This window comes from Streptomyces sp. GL_141, assembly GCF_057834385.1.
In genome coordinates this window covers 1,041,252-1,059,953 of record NZ_CM174402.1, presented here as the reverse complement: position 1 = coordinate 1,059,953, position 18,702 = coordinate 1,041,252, and the positions used below count along the sequence as shown (strand labels likewise).

Annotated in this window: 4 protein-coding genes; all 4 read left to right on the top strand. The window is 72.3% G+C overall.

The features are described from left to right. The first annotated feature begins 149 nt into the window (after window positions 1–149). Window positions 150–6,524 (top strand): amino acid adenylation domain-containing protein, encoded by a 6,375-nt coding sequence (locus tag AC3IX6_RS04610; RefSeq protein WP_489368962.1) that lies wholly within the window; start codon window positions 150–152, stop codon window positions 6,522–6,524. An 85-nt stretch (window positions 6,525–6,609) separates the two neighbouring features. Continuing rightward, entirely contained in the window at window positions 6,610–7,386 is a 777-nt protein-coding gene (locus AC3IX6_RS04605; RefSeq protein ID WP_376396287.1) for an SDR family NAD(P)-dependent oxidoreductase, read from the top strand. A gap of 23 nt (window positions 7,387–7,409) precedes the next feature. Further along, window positions 7,410–8,414: a TauD/TfdA family dioxygenase gene (locus AC3IX6_RS04600; protein ID WP_489368961.1), complete on the top strand. Its 1,005-nt coding sequence runs from the start codon at window positions 7,410–7,412 to the stop codon at window positions 8,412–8,414. Between the two features lie 133 nt (window positions 8,415–8,547). Then, entirely contained in the window at window positions 8,548–18,648 is a 10,101-nt protein-coding gene (locus tag AC3IX6_RS04595) for an amino acid adenylation domain-containing protein (protein ID WP_489368959.1), read from the top strand. Window positions 18,649–18,702: the final 54 nt, after the last annotated feature.

The window sequence follows — 18,702 nt, the reverse complement described above, 5'->3', positions numbered from 1 at the left end:
CGCGTGCGCGCACCGGCAAGCAGGCAGACAACCGGCAGGGGCGGGCCGCCGCGCTTCACCGCGCAACTGCCCTTCCGCTGCCTGGAGTCGGCGGGCGGCCGGTCGGCAAGATCCGAGGGTAAGCCCGTGAGCCGGACGAAGGAGCCGCGATGCCCACCAGCACAAGGACGCAGGAGAGCCCGCCTCCCGCGCGGTCGTCCCTGGAGGCGGCACTGCCGCTGACTCCGCTCCAGGAGGGAATGCTCTTCCACGCGCTGTACGACGACGAGGCGATCGACGTCTACGCGATCCAGGTCGCGCTCGCGCTGGACGGGCCGCTGTCGGCGGACGCGCTGCGGGCGGCCGCGGACGAGGTGCTCGGCAGGCACGCGGCACTGCGCGCCGGCTTCCAGCTCCGCAAGTCCGGCCTGCCGGTCCAGCTCGTCCGCCGCGACGTCCGCGTCCCATGGTCCGAGCTGGACCTCCGCGGCCTGCTGCCGGACGAGCAGCAACGGCGGCTGAACCGCTACCGGGCCGCGGACCGGGCCGAGGGCTTCGACATGGCACGTCCGCCACTGATCCGGCTGACACTGGTGCGCCTGGCCGACCGGCGTCACGTCCTGGTGATGACGTACCACCACATCCTCCTCGACGCATGGTCCTTCCAGATCGTGCTGGACGACCTGTTCACGCTGTACGCCCAGGACGCCGACCCGGCCGGTCTCGTCCGCGTCGTGCCCTTCGAGGGGTACCTGGCCTGGCTGGCCGCCCAGGACCGGCAGGCCGCGCAGGACGCCTGGGCCGCCGCCCTGGACGGGCTGGAGGAAGGGACCCTCATCGCCGCCGGCCGCCCCGCACGGGGACCGGCGACGCTGCCGAGGCTGGCCTCCACCGAGCTCTCCCCGGAGCTGACCGCCGACCTGACGGAAGCCGTACGCGCCGCAGGGCTGACCCTCAACACCGTGCTCCAGGGCATCTGGGCGCTGACGCTCAGCGGTCTGACGGGACGCCAGGACGTGGTGTTCGGCCAGACGGTGTCGGGACGGCCCGCCGAGCTGGACGGCGTCGAGGGCATGGTCGGCCTGTTCATCAATGCCGCTCCCGTACGGGTAAGGCTCGACCCGGCCGAGCCGCTGGCGGCGCTCCTCGCCCGCGTACAGCGCGAGCAGGCCGATCTGGAGCCGTTCCACCACCTGGGTCTGGCCGAGATACAGCGCGGCGCCGGTCTGGGCGACCTGTACGACACCGCCGTCGCGTTCGCCAGCGCACCGCTGGACTGGGATGCCGTACCGACCTACCGCGACCTGCGGGTCACTCTTGCGGAGGACGCGGCCCAGGAGCAGCCCGAGGGCTGGACCCACTATCCGCTCAACCTGTCCGCCCAGCCGGGCCGGACCCTGCGACTGGCACTCAGCTACGACGGCGACCTCTTCGAAGGACCTGCCGCCGACCGGCTCATGACCCGGCTGCGCATGCTGCTCAGCACGTATCTGGATGCCCCCCGCACCTTGGTCGGCCGCATCGAGCTGTTCACGCAGGAGGAGCGGGCGCGGGCCGTGCACCAGGGGAACGACACCCGGCAGCCGGTGCCGGACACGACTCTGCCCGCCCTGTTCGCGGCACAGACCGCCCGCACGCCCGAGGCCACGGCCCTGGTGTTCGAGGACCGCTCGCTGTCCTACGGGGCCTTCGCCCGCCGGGTGGCGGAGCTCGCGGATGTGCTGCGGGCGCGCGGAGTGGGCGGCGGGGACTTCGTGGCGGTGGCGGTGCCCCGCTCGGTGGAACTGGTGGTGGCGCTGCACGCGGTACTGGCCGCCGGGGCCGCCTACGTCCCTGTGGACCCCGACTACCCGGCGCAGCGGATCGGCTGGATCCTTGAGGACTCGGCCCCCCGGCTGCTGCTGACCACCGCCGCGGTCGCGGCGCTCCTGCCGCCGTGCCCGGTGCCCCGGCTCCTCCTCGACCAGCCGCTGCCGTCGGCCGCCCCGGCCGCCCCGGCCGCCCCGGCCCGGCGGCCGGTCGGCGCCGACCCGGCCTACGTGATCTTCACCTCCGGCTCCACGGGGCGCCCCAAGGGCGTCGTGGTGCCGCACTCCGCGATCGTCAACCGGCTTCTGTGGATGCAGGACCGCTACCCGCTGGAGCCGGGCGACCGGGTACTGCAGAAGACCCCGTCGGGGTTCGACGTATCGGTGTGGGAGTTCTTCTGGCCGCTGCAGACCGGTGCGGCGCTGGTGGTCGCCGCACCGGGCGGACACAAGGACGCCGCCTATCTGGCCGCCCTGATCCGGCGCGAGTCGGTGACCGTCGCCCACTTCGTCCCTTCGATGCTCCAGGTCTTCCTCCAGGAGCCGACCGCCGACGGCTGCACCAGCCTGCGGCAGGTCTTCTCCAGCGGGGAGGCGCTGTCCTCGGAAACCCAGAACCGTTTCTTCGAGCGCCTCGGCGCGAGCCTGCACAACCTCTACGGACCCACGGAGGCGGCCGTCGACGTCACCCACTGGGACTGCCGCCCCGACGAGGAGCACACGGCCAGTACGTCCGTCCCGATCGGCAGGCCGGTGTGGAACACCCAGGTGTACGTGCTGGATCCGGCCCTGCGTCCGGTCGCCCCGGGCGTACCCGGCGAGCTGTACCTGGCAGGGCGGCAGCTCGCCTCGGGATACGTGGACCGGCCGGGGCTGACAGCCGAACGGTTCGTCGCCAACCCGTTCGCCCCCGAGGGAAAGCGGATGTACCGCACGGGGGACGTGGTGCGCCGCACCCCCGACGGTGACCTCGAATACCTCGGGCGGTCGGACGACCAGGTGAAGATCCGCGGCCTGCGCGTGGAGCTCGGCGAGATCGAGGCGGTACTGGCCCGGCACGAAGCCGTCGCCCAGGTCGCGGTCGTGGTGCGGGAGGACCAGCCGGGCGTGCAGCGCCTGGTCGCCTACACCGTGCCGGCCGGACCTGCCGCTGACCCGCAGGAGCTGCTGGACCTGGCGGCGGCCGCGCTGCCCGACTACATGGTGCCCGCGGCGCTCGTACAGGTGGCCGAGCTGCCCCTGACGCCCAACGGCAAGCTCGACCGCAAGGCGCTGCCGGCTCCCGCGCTCGTTCGCGCCGTCGGCGGCAGAGCGGCGCACGGCGCCGTCGAGAAGCAGCTCGCGGAGCTGTTCGCGGCGGTGCTCGCCGTGCCGGAGGTGGGAGCGGAGGACAGCTTCTTCGACCTGGGCGGCGACTCGATCGTCTCGATCCAGCTCGTCGCGCGGGCCCGCCGGGCCGGACTGGCGCTCACCCCCAAGGACGTGTTCACCCACCGCACCGTCGCCGCGCTCGCCCTGGTGGCGCGCCCGGCGCGGGACGCCGTGCAGGAGGCGCCCGGGGCCGGCGTCGGAGAGATGCCCGCGACCCCGATCACGCACTGGCTGAGCGAGCGCAAGGGGCCGAGCGACGGCTTCCACCAGGCGACCCTGCTCCAGGTGCCCCCGCTCGCCCGCACGGACCTGCTCACCGCCTCCGTACAGGCGGTGCTGGACAGACACGACGCCCTGCGGATGCGGTGCACGGCGCGGGACGCGGGCCCCACGTGGGAGCTGGACATCGCACCGGCCGCGGCCGTACGGGCCGAGGACTGCGTGCGCCGCGTCGGAGTCGAGGGGCTGGACGCCGCCGCTCTGCGGGCCCGTATCACCACGGAGTCGGCCCGCGCGGTCGCCGAACTCGCCCCCGACGAGCGGCGGATGGTGCGCTTCGTCTGGTTCGACGCCGGTCCCCGGGACGCGGGACGGCTGCTCGTGGTGGCCCACCACCTCGTCGTGGACGGCGTTTCCTGGCGGATCCTGCTGCCTGATCTGCGGGCGGCGTGGGAGGCGGTCGAGGGCGGCGGAACACCCGACCTCGCCCCCGTCCCGACCTCGCTGCGTACCTGGGCGCACCGGCTGTCCGAAGCGGCCGCCGATCCGGCCAGGACCGCCGAACTCCCGCTGTGGGAGGGCATGTTGCGTGCCGGAGACGATCCCGCGCTGGCGGCGAGCCCGTTGGACCACACACGTGACGTGCACGGCACCGCCCGGTCGCTGACCCTGCGACTGACCGCCGAACACACCGAGCCCCTGCTCACCACGGTGCCTGCCGCCTACCGCGCGGGAATCGACGACGTCCTGCTGACGGCGCTCGCACTGGCGGTCGCATCGTGGCGGCGGGAGCGCGGCCTGGGCGAGGGCACCGGGGTGCTGGTGAACCTGGAGGGGCACGGCCGCGAGGAGATCGCGGCGGAGCTCGACCTGTCGCGCACCGTGGGCTGGTTCACCAGTCTCTATCCCGTACGCCTCGATCCCGGCGTGCGGGACTGGGAGGAGGCGGACGGGGTAGGACCCCTGCTGGGCACGGCCCTCAAGCGGGTCAAGGAGCAGCTGCGCGCGATTCCCGACCACGGCATCGGCTACGGAATGCTGCGCCACCTCAATCCGCAGACGGCCGCCGTGCTCGGCGCGCTGCCCGTCCCGCAGCTGGGCTTCAACTACCTGGGCCGTTTCGCGGGTTCCGACGGCGGACACTGGCAGCCCGCGGCCGAGTCGGACGCCACGGGTCCGGCGGCGGACGCCGGGCTGTCCCTGCCGCACGTGCTCGACATCAACGCGGTGACCGAGGACCTGCCGACCGGCCCGCAGCTGGTCGCCTCGTTCACCTGGCCCGGCGCGCTGCTGGCCGAGGACGATGTGCGACGGCTGGGGGAGGCCTGGCTGGCCGCGCTCCGTGCGCTGGTCGCGCACACCTCCCGGCAGGGTTCCGGCGGGCTCACCCCCACGGACGTGCTGCCGGCCGTGGTGGGACAGCGGGAGCTGGAACTTCTGGAGTCGGCGTGGGCGGACCGCGGACTTCAGGACGTCCTGCCGCTGACCCCCGTACAGGAGGGGCTGCTCTTTCACGCCTGCTACGACAGGCAGGCACCGGACGTGTACCACGTACAGCTGGTCGTCGAGCTGGAGGGCGCACTCGACGCGGAGGGACTGCGTGCCGTGTGCCAGGCCTTGACCGACCGGCACCCCGCGCTGCGCGCGGCCTTCACCCAGACGGCTTCCGGCACCCCGGTGCAGCTGATCCCCGGCAGCGTGCCGGTGCCGTGGCACGAGGACGACCTGCGGGGCGACGGACGGACGGGCAACGGACCGGCGGACGACGGACGGAGGGGCGACGGACCGCAGGGCGACGGGCCGACCGAGGACGGCCGTGCACGAGAACGGCTGGACGCGTTCCTCACCGAGGACCGGATCCGCAGGTTCGACCCGTCCCGTGCCCCGTTGCTTCGCTTCACCCTGCTGCGGCTGGGCGAGGAGCGCCACGCGCTGGTCTTCACCAGCCACCACCTGCTCGCCGACGGCTGGTCGGTCTCCCTGATGCTGCGGGACCTCTTCGCGCTCTGGTCGCCGGACGCCCAGGACGTCGGCCGGACACCCCCGGTTCCGGTACGCCGCTACTACGAGTGGCTGGCCGCGCAGGACACGGCCGCCGCGGAGTGCGCCTGGCGGGCGGCGCTGGACGGCCTGAGTGGCCCCACCCTGCTCGCGGTGGCCGCGGACACCGGTTCCCTGCCGTCGCTGCCGCTGAGCTCCGGCGTCGAACTCCCCGAGGACCTCACGGCCGAAGTGGCCGCCCGGGCACGCTCCTGCGGGCTGACGCTCAACACCGTGGTGCAGGGGGCGTGGGCGCTGGTGCTCCACCACCTCACCGGCCAACGGGACGTGGTGTACGGGGCGACGGTGTCGGTGCGCCCGCCGGAGCTGCCCGGCGTCGAGGAAATGGTCGGGCTGCTGATCAGCACGGTGCCCGTACGGGTCCGGCTGGACCCCGCCGAGACACTGGCGGCTCTCCTCGACCGGGTGCAGACGGAGCAGGTCGCGCTGGCCCCGCACGCGCACCTGGGCCCGGCGGCGGTACAACGCGTGGCCGGGCTGGGGCCGCTGTACGACACCTCCATGGTGTTCGAGAACTTCCCGCGTACCGCCGATCATCCCGAGCTGCCGGGTACGGGCCTGCGGATCGCCGGATTCTCGGGCCGCGACGCGTACCACTACCCGCTCAAGCTCATGGCCGTTCCCGGTGACCGGCTGTACCTGGAGGTCAGCCACCGTCCCGAACTCGTCACCGCCGCACAGGCCGAGGAGGCCCTCGGGCGCCTGCGGACGCTGCTGACGGAATTCGCCGCCGACCCGTCCGTGCGGGTCGACGGCCTGCTGCGGCCCGCGTCTGAGCCCGTCGCTCCCGTGACCACGGGCCCCGCCGCGCCCGCCCCCGTCACGCGGGGGGCACCCCGCGCGGTGGCGGAACTGTGCGCCCTGGCCGGGGCGGTACTGGGCAGGCAGGAGCTCTCCGCGGACGCCGACTTCTTTGCGCTCGGCGGCGATTCCTTGCGGGCATTGCGACTGGCCGGACGTATGCGCGAGGTGTTCGGCGCTCCTGTCGATGTCTCTGTCGTATTCCGCGGCCGCACACCTGCCGGAATGGCGGCAGTACTGGCACGGCAGGGAACCGGTATTTCCGGAGTGCGCCACACCTCATGAGAATTGCCGGGCCGCTGCCTGTTCCGGGAATCCGCACTTTGCCACCATAAAAAAGCAACGAACCTCAGCAGCAAGGAGCTCGGCCGTGCGGATCATCGCGATAACCGGTGCCTCAAGTGGAATAGGGCTTGCGACGGCGGCACGTTTCGCCGAGGGCGGCGACCGGGTCTACAACCTGGACACGCAGCGGCCCCTGGCCCGGCACGAGGGCGTGACGTGGTGCGAGACGGACGTCGCCGGCTGGGACGCCGTCGACAGCACGCTCGGCCGCATTCACGACGAGCACGGCCGCCTCGACGTGGTGATCGCGAACGCGGGCATCAGCATCCGGCACGGCGTACTGGACATCACCGAGGAGCAGGCGCGCCGGGTCGTCGACGTCAACCTGCTCGGCGTGCTGGGCACCTGGCGGGCGGCAGCGCGCCGGATGGTGGCCAGGGGCGAGGGAATCCTGCTGGCCACCGCCTCGGTGAACGGTCATAGAGGGTTCCCCCACTACGCGGACTACAACGCCACCAAAGCCGGTGTGGCGGCACTGTGCAGGACCTTCGCGATGGAGCTGAGCCCCGTGGTCCGGGTGGCCTGCGTCTCGCCCGGCGCGGTGCTGACGCCCATGCAGCTGGCGGAGTACACACCGCGGATGCTGGCGGAGGTGAACGCCCGGATTCCCGCGGGCCGGCACGCAGATCCTGCGGAGATCGCGGCGGCCTTCCACTACCTCGCTTCGCCCGAGGCCGGCTTCATGACCGGCCAGGAACTCGTCATCGACGGCGGGGAGATCACCGGTTCCACGACTTCCGACTTCGGTACGGCGCATTGCGCGACGGCCGAGACGGACCGAATCGAAATCCGTTCCCGGTAACGCACCATCCGAGGGGAGACGTCATGAGAAATTCAATTGACTACACACTGAGCGGCGACGAGGTCGATGGCCTCATGAAATCCGTGAGCGAATTGAGAGAAGGCGGCCTCTCGCCGGTCGAACCGGAGTTCTACGACAAGTACCAGGACTTTCAGGAAATCCTTCCGGTCGGCCTGCGGAGATTCCTGGAGAAATTCCGTGACGACCCGGCATCGGCCGTCTGCCAGGTTCACGGATTCCCCGTCGACGACGCCGCCGCGGGGCCGACCCCGGAACACTGGGAGCGGCCCGAGGGGTACGGGTCCACCGTCGAGTCGGACATCTACCTGGCCATGTGCGGCTCGGCGCTGGGCGACCCGTTCGCCTGGGCGACGCTCCAGTACGGACGCATGGTGCAGGACGTCTTCCCGATCAGGGGCGACGAGCGGCGCGAGAGCGGGCACGGCAGCGACGCGTATCTGAACTTCCACACCGACGACGCGTTCCGCCCCGACTCCTGCGACTACCTGCTGCTCTTCGGCGTGCGCAACCCCGACGTCGTCCCGACGTACGTGGCGGCCGTGCAGGACGTCGTCCTCCGTGACGAGGACCGTGCCCTGCTGTCCGAGAAGCGCTTCCACATCCTTCCCGACGACGAGCACATACGGCAGCTGGCGCTGAGGGCGCCCGGCGATCCCGCGCTCCGGCGTGCCGTCGAGATGCGCGACCGCCCGGAGCCGGTCTCCGTTCTCTTCGACGATCCGCGCAACCCCCACGTCCGGCTGGACGTGCCGTTCATGCGCTGCGTCGATGACGACCCGGCGGCCGAACGGGCGCTGCGCGCCCTGCTCGACGAGCTGGAACGGGTGCGACGGCCACTGGTCGCGGCCCGCGGAACGCTCCTGATCCTCGACAACCGCAGTGTCGTGCACGCCCGCGAGTCCTTCCAGGCGCGCTACGACGGCACCGACCGCTGGCTCCGCAAGATCGTCGTCAGCCGCGACCTGTCCACCGACGGCGTCCGGCCCCTGAGCCGGGTCCTGCTGTAGCCCCCGTAGCCCCTGTAGCCCTCCCGGACGCACGCCACACCGGCGTTCGCCCGCCACACCGGGACACGCCGCCCCGCCACACCGGCACACGCCGCCCCGCCCATTCGCCGATCAGCAAAGGGAAAGAAGAGACATGAACCAGCCCGCCGTGCAGACCGCGCAGGCGCCGGAGGCCATCAGCACGGCGGACTCCCGCACGCCGCGAACACACCGAACGCACCGCCAGGATCTGCTGAGCACCCTGTTCGAAGAGATCCTCGGGGCGACGGACGTCGGCATCGACGACAGCTTCTTCGAACTGGGCGGCGACTCCATCGCCTCGATCGAACTGGTCACCCGGGCCCGCGCGGCGGGCCTCGCCCTGGAGTACCGCGACATCTTCGAGGGCGAGACGGTCGCGGCGCTGGCCGAGGCCGCCACGGAGGTCGTGGCGGGGTCGGACTTCGTACCTGCCCAGGGGCCGCTGGTGCCGCTCGACGCCGACGAGCAGGCGGACGTGGAGGCCGCGTTCGCCTCGTCGGGCCCGGTGCAGGAGGTGTGGCCGCTCACCCCGCTCCAGGAGGGCCTGCTCTTCCACGCCCTGTACGACCAGGACAAGGCCGACCCCTATCTGGTCCAGGCACCGCTGGTGCTGTCGGGAGAGGTGGACACCGGGCGGCTGCGGGCGGCGTTCGCGGAGTTGCTGGACCGGCATGCGAGCCTGCGCGCGGGCTTCCTGGTACGTCGTACCGGTACGCCGGTGCAGGTGGTGCCGGCCGGGGTCGAGCTCCCGTGGTGCGAGGTCGACCTCAGCGGCGTCGACGAAGCGGAGCACCCGGCACGGCTCGGCCGACTGCTGGCACAGGACCGGCTGGACAGGTTCGACCCGGTGGCACCGCCCTTGATGCGCGCGAAGCTGGTCCGCCTGTCGGCGGAGCGGCACGTCCTGGTACTGACGAGCCATCACATCCTGTGGGACGGCTGGTCGATGTCGCGGGCGCTGGGCGAGGTCTTCGGCCGCGGGCTGGGGGAGGGGAGCGCCGGACTTCCGGAGGTCGTGCCGTTCCGCGACTACCTGGCCTGGCTGTCGGTCCAGGACCAGGACGAGGCGCTCACCGCGTGGGCCGCGGCCCTGGAGGGACTCGAAGAGCCCACCCTGGTCGCCCCCGGCGTCGACGGTTCGCTGCCCTCGCTGCCCGCCAGGACCGTCGGCCGCCTGGACGAGGCAGCCTTCGCCCGGCTGGAATCGGTCGCACGGACCCGCGGGCTGACCATGAACACGGTGGTGCAGGGCGCCTGGGCGCTCCTGCTGTCCGGTCTGACCGGACAGCAGGACGTGGTCTTCGGTTCCACCGTCTCGGGCCGCCCGCCGCAGGTACCTGGCGTCGAGGAGATCGTGGGCCTGCTCATCAACACCGTCCCCGTCCGGGTCCGTCTGGAACCGCAGGAGCCGGTGGACGCGCTGCTGGCCCGCATCCAGGAGCAGCAGTCGGCGCTCACGGCGTACCACTACCTCGGCCTCCAGAGCATCCAGCGCCACCAGGGAATCGGCGAACTCTTCGACACCTCCACCGCGTTCGAGAACTTCTCCAGGGAAACGGCCCACGACGACTCCTGGGACGCCGGATTCCTCCGCGGCCAGGACATGGACCTGCTGTCGTCCGAGGAGAGCCACTCGCCGGGATTCGCCCACTACCCGCTGAGCCTCGCGGTGTTCCCGGGCAAGGGCCTGAACTTCGAGGTCAGTTACCGCGGCGACCTGTTCGACACCGCGTTCGCCGAAGCCCTGGTGGAGCGGCTGTGCAGGCTGCTCACCTTCCTCGCCGCCAACCCCGGCCTCCCCGTCGGCCGGATCGACCTGCTCTCCGGACAGGAGCGGTCGCTGGTACTGAAGGAGTGGAGCGGTGCCGGAGCCGTGCGCGAGGGCGCCACCTCGACGATCGTCGCCGCGTTCGAGGCACAGGTCGCCCGCGACCCCGACACGATCGCCCTGGCCCACGGTGACGACCAGTGGTCCTACCGGCAGCTGAACGACCGGGCGAACCGGCTGGCCCGCGAACTCATCGCCGCGGGCATGGGCCCCGAAGCGCGCGTCGCCGTGGCGGTGCCCCGCGGCATGGACTGGATGACCGCCGTGCTGGCGGTGCTCAAGGCGGGCGGCTCGTTCGTACCGGTGGGCCCCGCCTCCCCGAACGAGCGGTCCCGGGCCGTCCTCACGGACGCCGCCCCCGCACTGCTGGTCACCTCGGGTGACTCCCCGTGGTCCCGGGAGCCCTTCGCGGGAACCCACGTGCTCCTCGACGAGGAGGCGACCAGGACCGCCGTCGCCGGCCGCTCCCCGGCCGACCTCACCGAGGCGGAGCGCGCGGGCGGACTGTTCCCCAGCAGTGCCGCGTACGTGATGTTCACGTCGGGGTCGACCGGTGTGCCCAAGGGCGTCGAGGCGACCCATGCCGACGTGGTGGCGCTGGCACGGGACAGCCGGTTCTCCGAGGGGCACGAGGTCGTACTGGCCCACTCGGCACTCACCTTCGACGGCTCCACCTACGAGCTGTGGGTGCCCCTGCTCTCCGGCGGCCGGGTCGTGCTCGCGCCCGCCGAACCCCTGACCGCCCTGCTCGTACGGGAACTGACCGAGCGGCACCGCGTCACCGGGATGTTCCTGACGACGGCGCTGTTCCACTCGTTCGCCCAGGACGACCCCGGCTGCCTGGCCGGACTGCGCGAACTGTGGACCGGCGGCGAGGCCGTGCGCGCGGAAGCGGTGCGACGGGTGCGCGAGGCCTGCCCCGGCCTCGTGGTCGTGGACGTGTACGGGCCGACGGAGACGACCGCCTTCGCCACCGCCTTCGCCCTGGCCCCCTCGGACGGCCTGCCCGCGTCGATGCCCATCGGGCGCCCGCTGGACGGAATGCGGACCTACGTCCTCGACCCCGCCCTGCGGCCGGTGGCCCCGGGCGTCTCGGGCGAGCTGTACATCGCAGGTGCGGGGCTGGCCAGGGGCTATCTGAACCGTCCGGACCTGACCGCGGAACGCTTCGTGGCCTGCCCGTTCGGCGAGAGCGGCACCCGGATGTACCGCACCGGGGACGTGGTCCGCTGGACGGCGGACGGCCAGCTGGAGTTCGTCGGACGCACAGACCACCAGGTCAAGATCCGCGGCTTCCGCATCGAACCGGGTGAGGTCGAGGCCGTGCTCAGCACTGTGCCCGAGGTCGGGCAGGTGGTGGTGATGGCCCGTGAGGACGAACGGGGCACCAAGCGTCTGGTCGCCTACGTGGTACCCGCGACCGGCACTCCCGCCGCACTGGACACCGACGCCCTCCGCGAGGCGGTCGCCGCGCGCCTCCCCGACTACATGGTGCCCGCGGTCTTCGTCGTGCTGGAGAGCTTCCCGGTCGCCGCGACGGGCAAGCTGGACCGCCGGGCCCTGCCGGAACCCGAGTTCACCGCAGCCGCCGACAGCCGCACCCCGCGCACCCCGCGCGAGGTGCTGCTGTGCGAGCTGTTCTGCGAGGTCCTCGGCGTGGCGACGGTCGGCATCGACGACAGCTTCTTCGAGCTGGGCGGTGACTCCATCACCTCCATCCAGCTCGCCGCCCGCGCCCACAGCGCCGGACTGAACCTCACACCACGCGACGTCTTCGCCCGCCTGACCGTGGCCGCGCTCGCCGAGACCGCTGCCGCCCTCACGACGCACGCCCCCGCCTTCGTACCGGTCCAGGGCCCCCTGGTGGCCCTGGAGGACGAGGAGCGCACCGAGATCGAGGCCGCGTTCGCGGCGGCGGGCCCGGTCCAGGACATCTGGCCGCTCACCCCCCTCCAGGAAGGCCTTCTCTTCCACGCCCTGTACGACGGGCAGGGCGCAGGACACGGCGTCGGGACGGACCGGGATTCCGCCGGGCCGCCGGACGCCTACCTCACCCAGATGCCGTTGGTCCTGTCGGGAAGGGTGAACCCGAGTGCGCTGCGCGGTGCGCTCCAGGGGCTGGTGGAGCGCCACGCGAATCTGCGTGCCGGTTTCCTGGTGCGCCGGGCCGGCCGGCCCGTGCAGGTGATCCCCGCGGGGGCGACGATCCCCTGGCGGGAGATCGACCTGACCGTCGTCCCGGAACCGGAGCGCGAGGCACGCCTGCGCGACCTCCTCCGGAAGGACCGCCACGTCCGGTTCGACCTGACCGCCCCGCCGTTGCTGCGCGCCCTGCTCGTCCGGCTCGCACCCGAGCGCCACGTCCTCGTACTGACGGGGCATCACATCCTCTGGGACGGCTGGTCGATGTCGCGTGCGATGGGTGACGTCTTCGGCCTGTACGAGGCCCAGGACGGGTGCGCGGAGCTGCCCGACGTGGTGCCGTTCCGGGACTACCTGGCCTGGCTGTCGGTCCAGGACCAGGACGAAGCACTCACCGCGTGGGCCTCGGCCCTGGAGGGCCTGGCGGAACCCACCCTGGCCGCCCCCGGTGCCGACAGCACCGCGGCGGCCCTGCCCACCCGTTGCCTCGGTCACCTCGACGAGGAGACCACCCGGCGGCTGACCGCCGTCGCCCGCAGTCGCGGACTGACGATGAACACGGTCGTGCAGGGCGTCTGGGCGCTCCTGCTGGCGGGGCTCACCGGTCAGCAGGACGTGGTCTTCGGCTCGACCGTCTCCGGCCGCCCGCCCGAGATCCCCGGCATGGACGACATCGTCGGCCTGCTCATCAACACGGTCCCCGTTCGCGTCCGCATCGATCCCGCCCAGCCCCTGGAAGGGCTCCTGTCCGGGATCCAGCGGCAGCAGGCCGACCTCACCCCGTACCACCACCTCGGACTGACCGACATCCAGCGCCACCTGGGACTCGGCGAACTCTTCGACACCTCGACCGTGTTCCAGAACATCCCGTGGGACGACGACGTGCTGTGCACCGCGGGCCTGGAGGTCAGCCCGTTCGACGACGAGACCCAGGGGTTCACGCACTTCCCGCTCAGCATCGACGTCTTCCCCGGGAACGAGCTGCGCATCGAAGTCAGCTACCGGCCCGACGTGTTCACCGCCCCGGAGGCCGAGCGGGTCGCGGAGCGGGTCGAGGGACTCCTCACCGTCTTCGCGAACGACCCCGCACGCCTCGTCGGAAGGGTCGACACCCTCACCCCGCAGGAGCGCCTCCCGCTGCTCGACGCGGGCAGCGGTACGCAGGTTCCCGTGCCGGAACTGACCGTGCCGGAGCTGTTCGAGGCCCAGGCCGCCGCGACCCCCGACGACGTCGCCGTGGTGTTCGGCGACGAGCAGGTGACGTACCGCGAACTCAACCGTCGTGCCAACCGACTCGCCCACCGGCTGATCGCCCTGGCCGCAGGACCGGACGAGCCGGTGGCAGTCATGGTGCCCCGCTCCGTCGACGCGGTCGTCGCGGTGCTGGGAACGATGAAGGCCGGCTGCGTCCACCTGCCGGTCGAGCTGTCCTGGCCGGCCGATCGCATCGCCTCGCTCCTCGCCGAGGTGCGCCCGGCCGCGGTGCTGACCGTGACCGACGCCGCCCACAAGGTTCCCGCGGACAACGGCTCACCGTTCCTGCTCGTCGACACACCGGGCACCGGCTCCCCGTCCCACGACCCGCGGGACACGGAACGCGTCCGGCCGCTGCTGCCCTCGCACCTCGCCTACGTGATCCACACCTCGGGGTCGACGGGCCGCCCCAAGGGGGTCGCCATCACCCACCGCAACCTCGTCAACCTGCACCACGCCCAGATCAGCGCCTCCCTGCCCGCCGAATCCGGCACCGGGTCCCGCAGGCTCAAGGTCGCGCTGGTGGCCGCCCTGGGCTTCGACGCGGCATGGGCCGACCTGCTGCGGATGGTCTCGGGCCACGAACTGCACCTGATCGGGGACGAACTGCGCCGGGACGCGCAGGGCCTGGTCGACTACTGCGCACGGCACGGGGTGGACTCGCTCAACCTCACTCCGCTGCATGCCAGGCAACTGCTGTCCGCCGGCCTGCTGCGCACCCCCGGATACCGGCCGCGGCTGATCTCGCTCGGCGGCGAGGCGGTCGACGAGTCGCTGTGGAGCGAGCTCGGCGCGAGCGGCGTGGCCACCTACAACCTCTACGGACCGAGCGAATGCGCCGTGGACTCGACGTACGGCCGCGTGATCGGCGGTACCCGGGCCCGCATCGGCCGCCCCCTGGAGAACACCCGGGTGTACGTCCTCGACGCGGCGCTGCGCCTGGTGCCGCCGGGGGTCCCGGGCGAGCTGTACATCGCCGGCGCGGGACTGGCCCGTGGCTACTTCGGCAGAGCGGGCCTGACGGCGGAACGGTTCGTGGCCTGCCCGTTCGGTGAGAGCGGCACCCGGATGTACCGCACCGGGGACGTGGTGCGCTGGACGGCGGACGGTGAGCTGGAGTTCGTCGGACGCACCGACCACCAGGTCAAGATCCGCGGCTTCCGCATCGAACTCGGGGAGATCGAAGCGGTGCTGGGAGCCCAGGCACCGGTGGGCCAGGTGGTGGTGCTCGCACGTGAGGGCCAGCCAGGGGTGAAGCGTCTGGTCGCCTACGTGGTGCCCGCGACCGGCACTCCCGAGGGCCTCGACACCGACGCACTGCGCGAGGCGGTCGCCGCGCGCCTTCCCGACTACATGGTGCCCGCCGCGGTGATGGCCCTGGACGCGCTGCCGCTGACGCCCATCGGCAAGCTGGACCGCCGGGCCCTGCCCGAGCCGGAGTTCACCGGAGCAGCCGACAGCCGCGCCCCGCGCACCCCGCGCGAAGCGATCCTGTGCGAGCTGTTCGCCGAAATCCTCGGCGTGAGCGGCGTCGGCATCGACGACAGCTTCTTCGAACTCGGCGGCGACTCCATCGCCTCCATCCAGTTCGCCGCCCGCGCCCGCAACACCGGACTCCACCTCACCCCTCGCGACCTGTTCACCGCGAGGACCGTCGCAGCCCTGGCGGAGATCTCCGACGAGGCGGCGCCCACCACCGGATTCGCCCCCGTGGACGGGCCGCTGGTGACGCTGAGCACCGACGAACGCGCCGAGATCGAGACAGCGTTCGCGCCCTCGGGTCCGCTCCACGACATCTGGCCGCTCACCCCCCTCCAGGAAGGCCTCCTCTTCCACGCCCACTACGACGACCAGAAGGCCGACCCCTATGTGATGCAGGCGCCGATGGTCCTGACCGGTGCACTGGACGTCACCGCGCTCCGGGCGGCCTTCCAGGGACTGGTACGACGCCACGCGAGCCTGCGCGCCGGTTTCCTGGTGCGCCGCTCCGGTGACGCCGTCCAGGTCGTACCGGAAGCACTGACGGTGCCCTGGCGGGAACTCGACCTCAGCGACCTGCCGGAGGCCGAGCAGCGGACGCATATCGAGCAACTGCTGCGCGAGGACCGGCTCGACCGGTTCGACCCGGCCGTACCGCCACTGCTGCGGGTCCTGCTCGTCCGTCTCGGCGCCGAGCGGCACGCGCTGGTCCTCACCAGCCACCACCTCATCTGGGACGGCTGGTCGATGACCCGGGCGCTGGCCGACGTCTTCGACCTCTACGAGACCCGGGGCGACGACGGCGCACTGCCCGCGGCGGTCTCCTTCCGGGACTACCTGGCCTGGCTCTCGGCCCAGGACGGTGAGAAGGCCCGCGGCGCGTGGAGCCAGGCCCTCGACGGGCTGGAGGAACCTACGCTCGTCGCCCCCGGGGCCGAGACGTCGCTGACCGTGCTCCCCGTGCGTACCCTCGACCACCTCGACGAGGAGACCACCCGGCGGCTGACCGCCGTCGCCCGTAGCCGCGGACTGACCATGAACACGGTCGTGCAGGGCGTCTGGGCGCTCCTGCTGGCGGGCCTCACCGGGCAGCAGGACGTGGTCTTCGGCGCCACCGTCTCCGGCCGCCCGCCCGAGATCCCCGGCATGGACGACATCGTCGGCCTGCTCATCAACACCGTCCCGGTGCGCGTCCGCATCGACCCCGCCCAGCCCCTGGAAGGGCTCCTGTCCGAGATCCAGCGGCAGCAGGCCGACCTCACCCCGTACCACCACCTCGGACTGACCGACATCCAGCGCCACCTGGGACTCGGCGAACTCTTCGACACCTCCACGGCGTTCCAGAACGTCCCGTGGGACGCCGACACCCTGCGCGCCCCTGGCCTGGAGGTCGGCCCCCTCACCGAGGAGGACACCCCGGTCATCCACTACCCGTTGAGCCTGACGGTCTACCCGGGCGCGCGGCTCCGGCTGGAGGTGAACTACCGGCCCGACCTCTACGGCGCGGCGCAGGGGCGGCAGCTGCTGGAGCGGCTGAAGAGCTTCCTCGTGACGGCGGCGAAGGCCCCCGGGCGGCTCGTCGGACGGCTGGACGCGCTGTCCGAGCGGGAACGGTCGCTGGTGGTGAAGGAGTGGAACGACACCCACAGCCCGGTCGAGGCCGCGACGATGGCGGAACTGTTCGAGGGGCACGTGGCACGCGACGGTGGCGCGGTGGCCGTGGTGTGCGAGGGCACCCGGTGGTCGTACGCCGAGCTCGACGGCCGCGCCAACCAGTGGGCCCGCGAGCTGCTCGCCGCCGGGGTCGGCCCCGAGACCCGGGTGGTCGTCGCCCTGCCCCGCGGCATGGACTGGGTGACCGCGGTACTGGCGGTGCTCAAGGCCGGCGGTGTGTTCGCGCCGGTGGACCTGGCGTACCCGCCGGAGCGGGTACGGCACGTCCTGGCCGACGCCGCACCGTTCTGCCTGATCACCTCGGCAGGGTCGGTCTGGGCCGGGGAACCCTTCGCCGGACACCGGATCCTCGCCGACGACGCGGCCTTCCGCGACTCCGTGGCCAGGCGGTCGGCCGCCGGACTCGGCCCGGCCGAACGACCGGCCGCCGCCCGTCCGCAGAACGCGGCGTACGTGATCTACACCTCCGGCTCGACCGGCGTGCCGAAGGGCGTCGAGGTCACCCATCAGGGCATCGCGAGCCTGGTACGGGCCCAGGTGGCCGCCACCGGGCTGACCCCCCGGAGCGTGGTGCTCCAGTTCTCCTCGCCCGGCTTCGATGCCATCGTGTTCGAGCTGTGCATGTCGCTCCTCACAGGGGCCCGGCTGGTGCTCGCCCCCGGCGAGTCACGTCTGCCAGGCGACCAGCTGGTCGACCTGATCGCCGCCCAGGGCGTCACGCACGCCGTCGTCGTCCCCTCGGTGCTGGCGGCGATCGACGCGGAGTCCGTACCGTCGATCTCCTCCCTGGTCGTCGCCGGTGAGGCACTGCCGCAGGAAATGGTGGACCGATGGGCCCCGGGGCGGCAGATGCACAACGCCTACGGTCCGACCGAGTCGACCATCTGCGCGACGATCTCCCGGCCGCTGCTCGCGGGGAAAACGCCGCCGATCGGCCGCCCGCTCGTCAACACCGAGGTGTACGTCCTCGACGCGATGCTGCGGCCGGTTGCTCCCGGCACCGCGGGTGAGCTGTACGTGGCGGGCGCCGGACTGGCCCGGGGGTACGTCGGCCAATCCGCTCTGACCGCCGAGCGGTTCGTGGCCTGCCCGTTCGGCGCACCGGGTGCCCGGATGTACCGCACGGGTGACGTCGTGCGCTGGACGGCGGACGGTGAACTGGAGTTCGTCGGACGCGCCGACGACCAGGTCAAGATCCGCGGCTTCCGGATCGAGCTCGGCGAGGTCGAGTCGGCCCTGCGGTCCCACCCCGAGGTCGCAGGGGCGGCAGTGGTCGCCCGCGAGGACCAGCCCGGTACCAAGCGCCTGATCGCGTACGTGGTCCCGGCGGCGGGCCCGGTGGACCGGCTGGACCTCGACGCACTGCGCCGACGGGTCGAGTCGAGCCTGCCCGCCTACATGGTGCCGTCCGCCTTCGTCGCCCTGGACACGCTGCCGGTGACCGTGACCGGAAAGCTCGACCACCGGGCCCTGCCGGAGCCGGAGTTCGCCGGTGCACCGGACAGCAGGGCGCCCCGCACCCCGCACGAGGAACTGCTGTGCGACCTGTTCGCCGACGTGCTCGGCATCGCGAGGGCCGGCATCGACGACGACTTCTTCACGCTGGGCGGGGACTCCATCGCTTCGATCCAACTGGTGGCACGGGCACGCAAGGTCGGCCTCGGGCTGGCCCCGCGCGACGTCTTCGAAGCGAAGACGGTGGCTGGCATCGCCCGCATCGCCACCGTGATCGAGATTCCGGCGGCGGGAACGCCGACGCCGGTACCGGCAACCGCTCCGCTGATCTCACTCAGCGCCGAGGAGCTGGAGGAGTTCGAGGCGACCTGGGACGAGTGAGACGCCCGCTCCGCCACCCAAGAGCCGAACCCCACCCCACACTCCACACCCCCC

Bases quoted from the DNA above. Each gene is read 5' to 3' on its own strand.
- AC3IX6_RS04610 (WP_489368962.1), top strand. From the start codon at position 150: ATGCCCACCAGCACAAGGACGCAGGAGAGCCCGCCTCCCGCGCGGTCG.
- AC3IX6_RS04600 (WP_489368961.1), top strand. From the start codon at position 7,410: ATGAGAAATTCAATTGACTACACACTGAGCGGCGACGAGGTCGATGGC.
- AC3IX6_RS04595 (WP_489368959.1), top strand. From the start codon at position 8,548: ATGAACCAGCCCGCCGTGCAGACCGCGCAGGCGCCGGAGGCCATCAGC.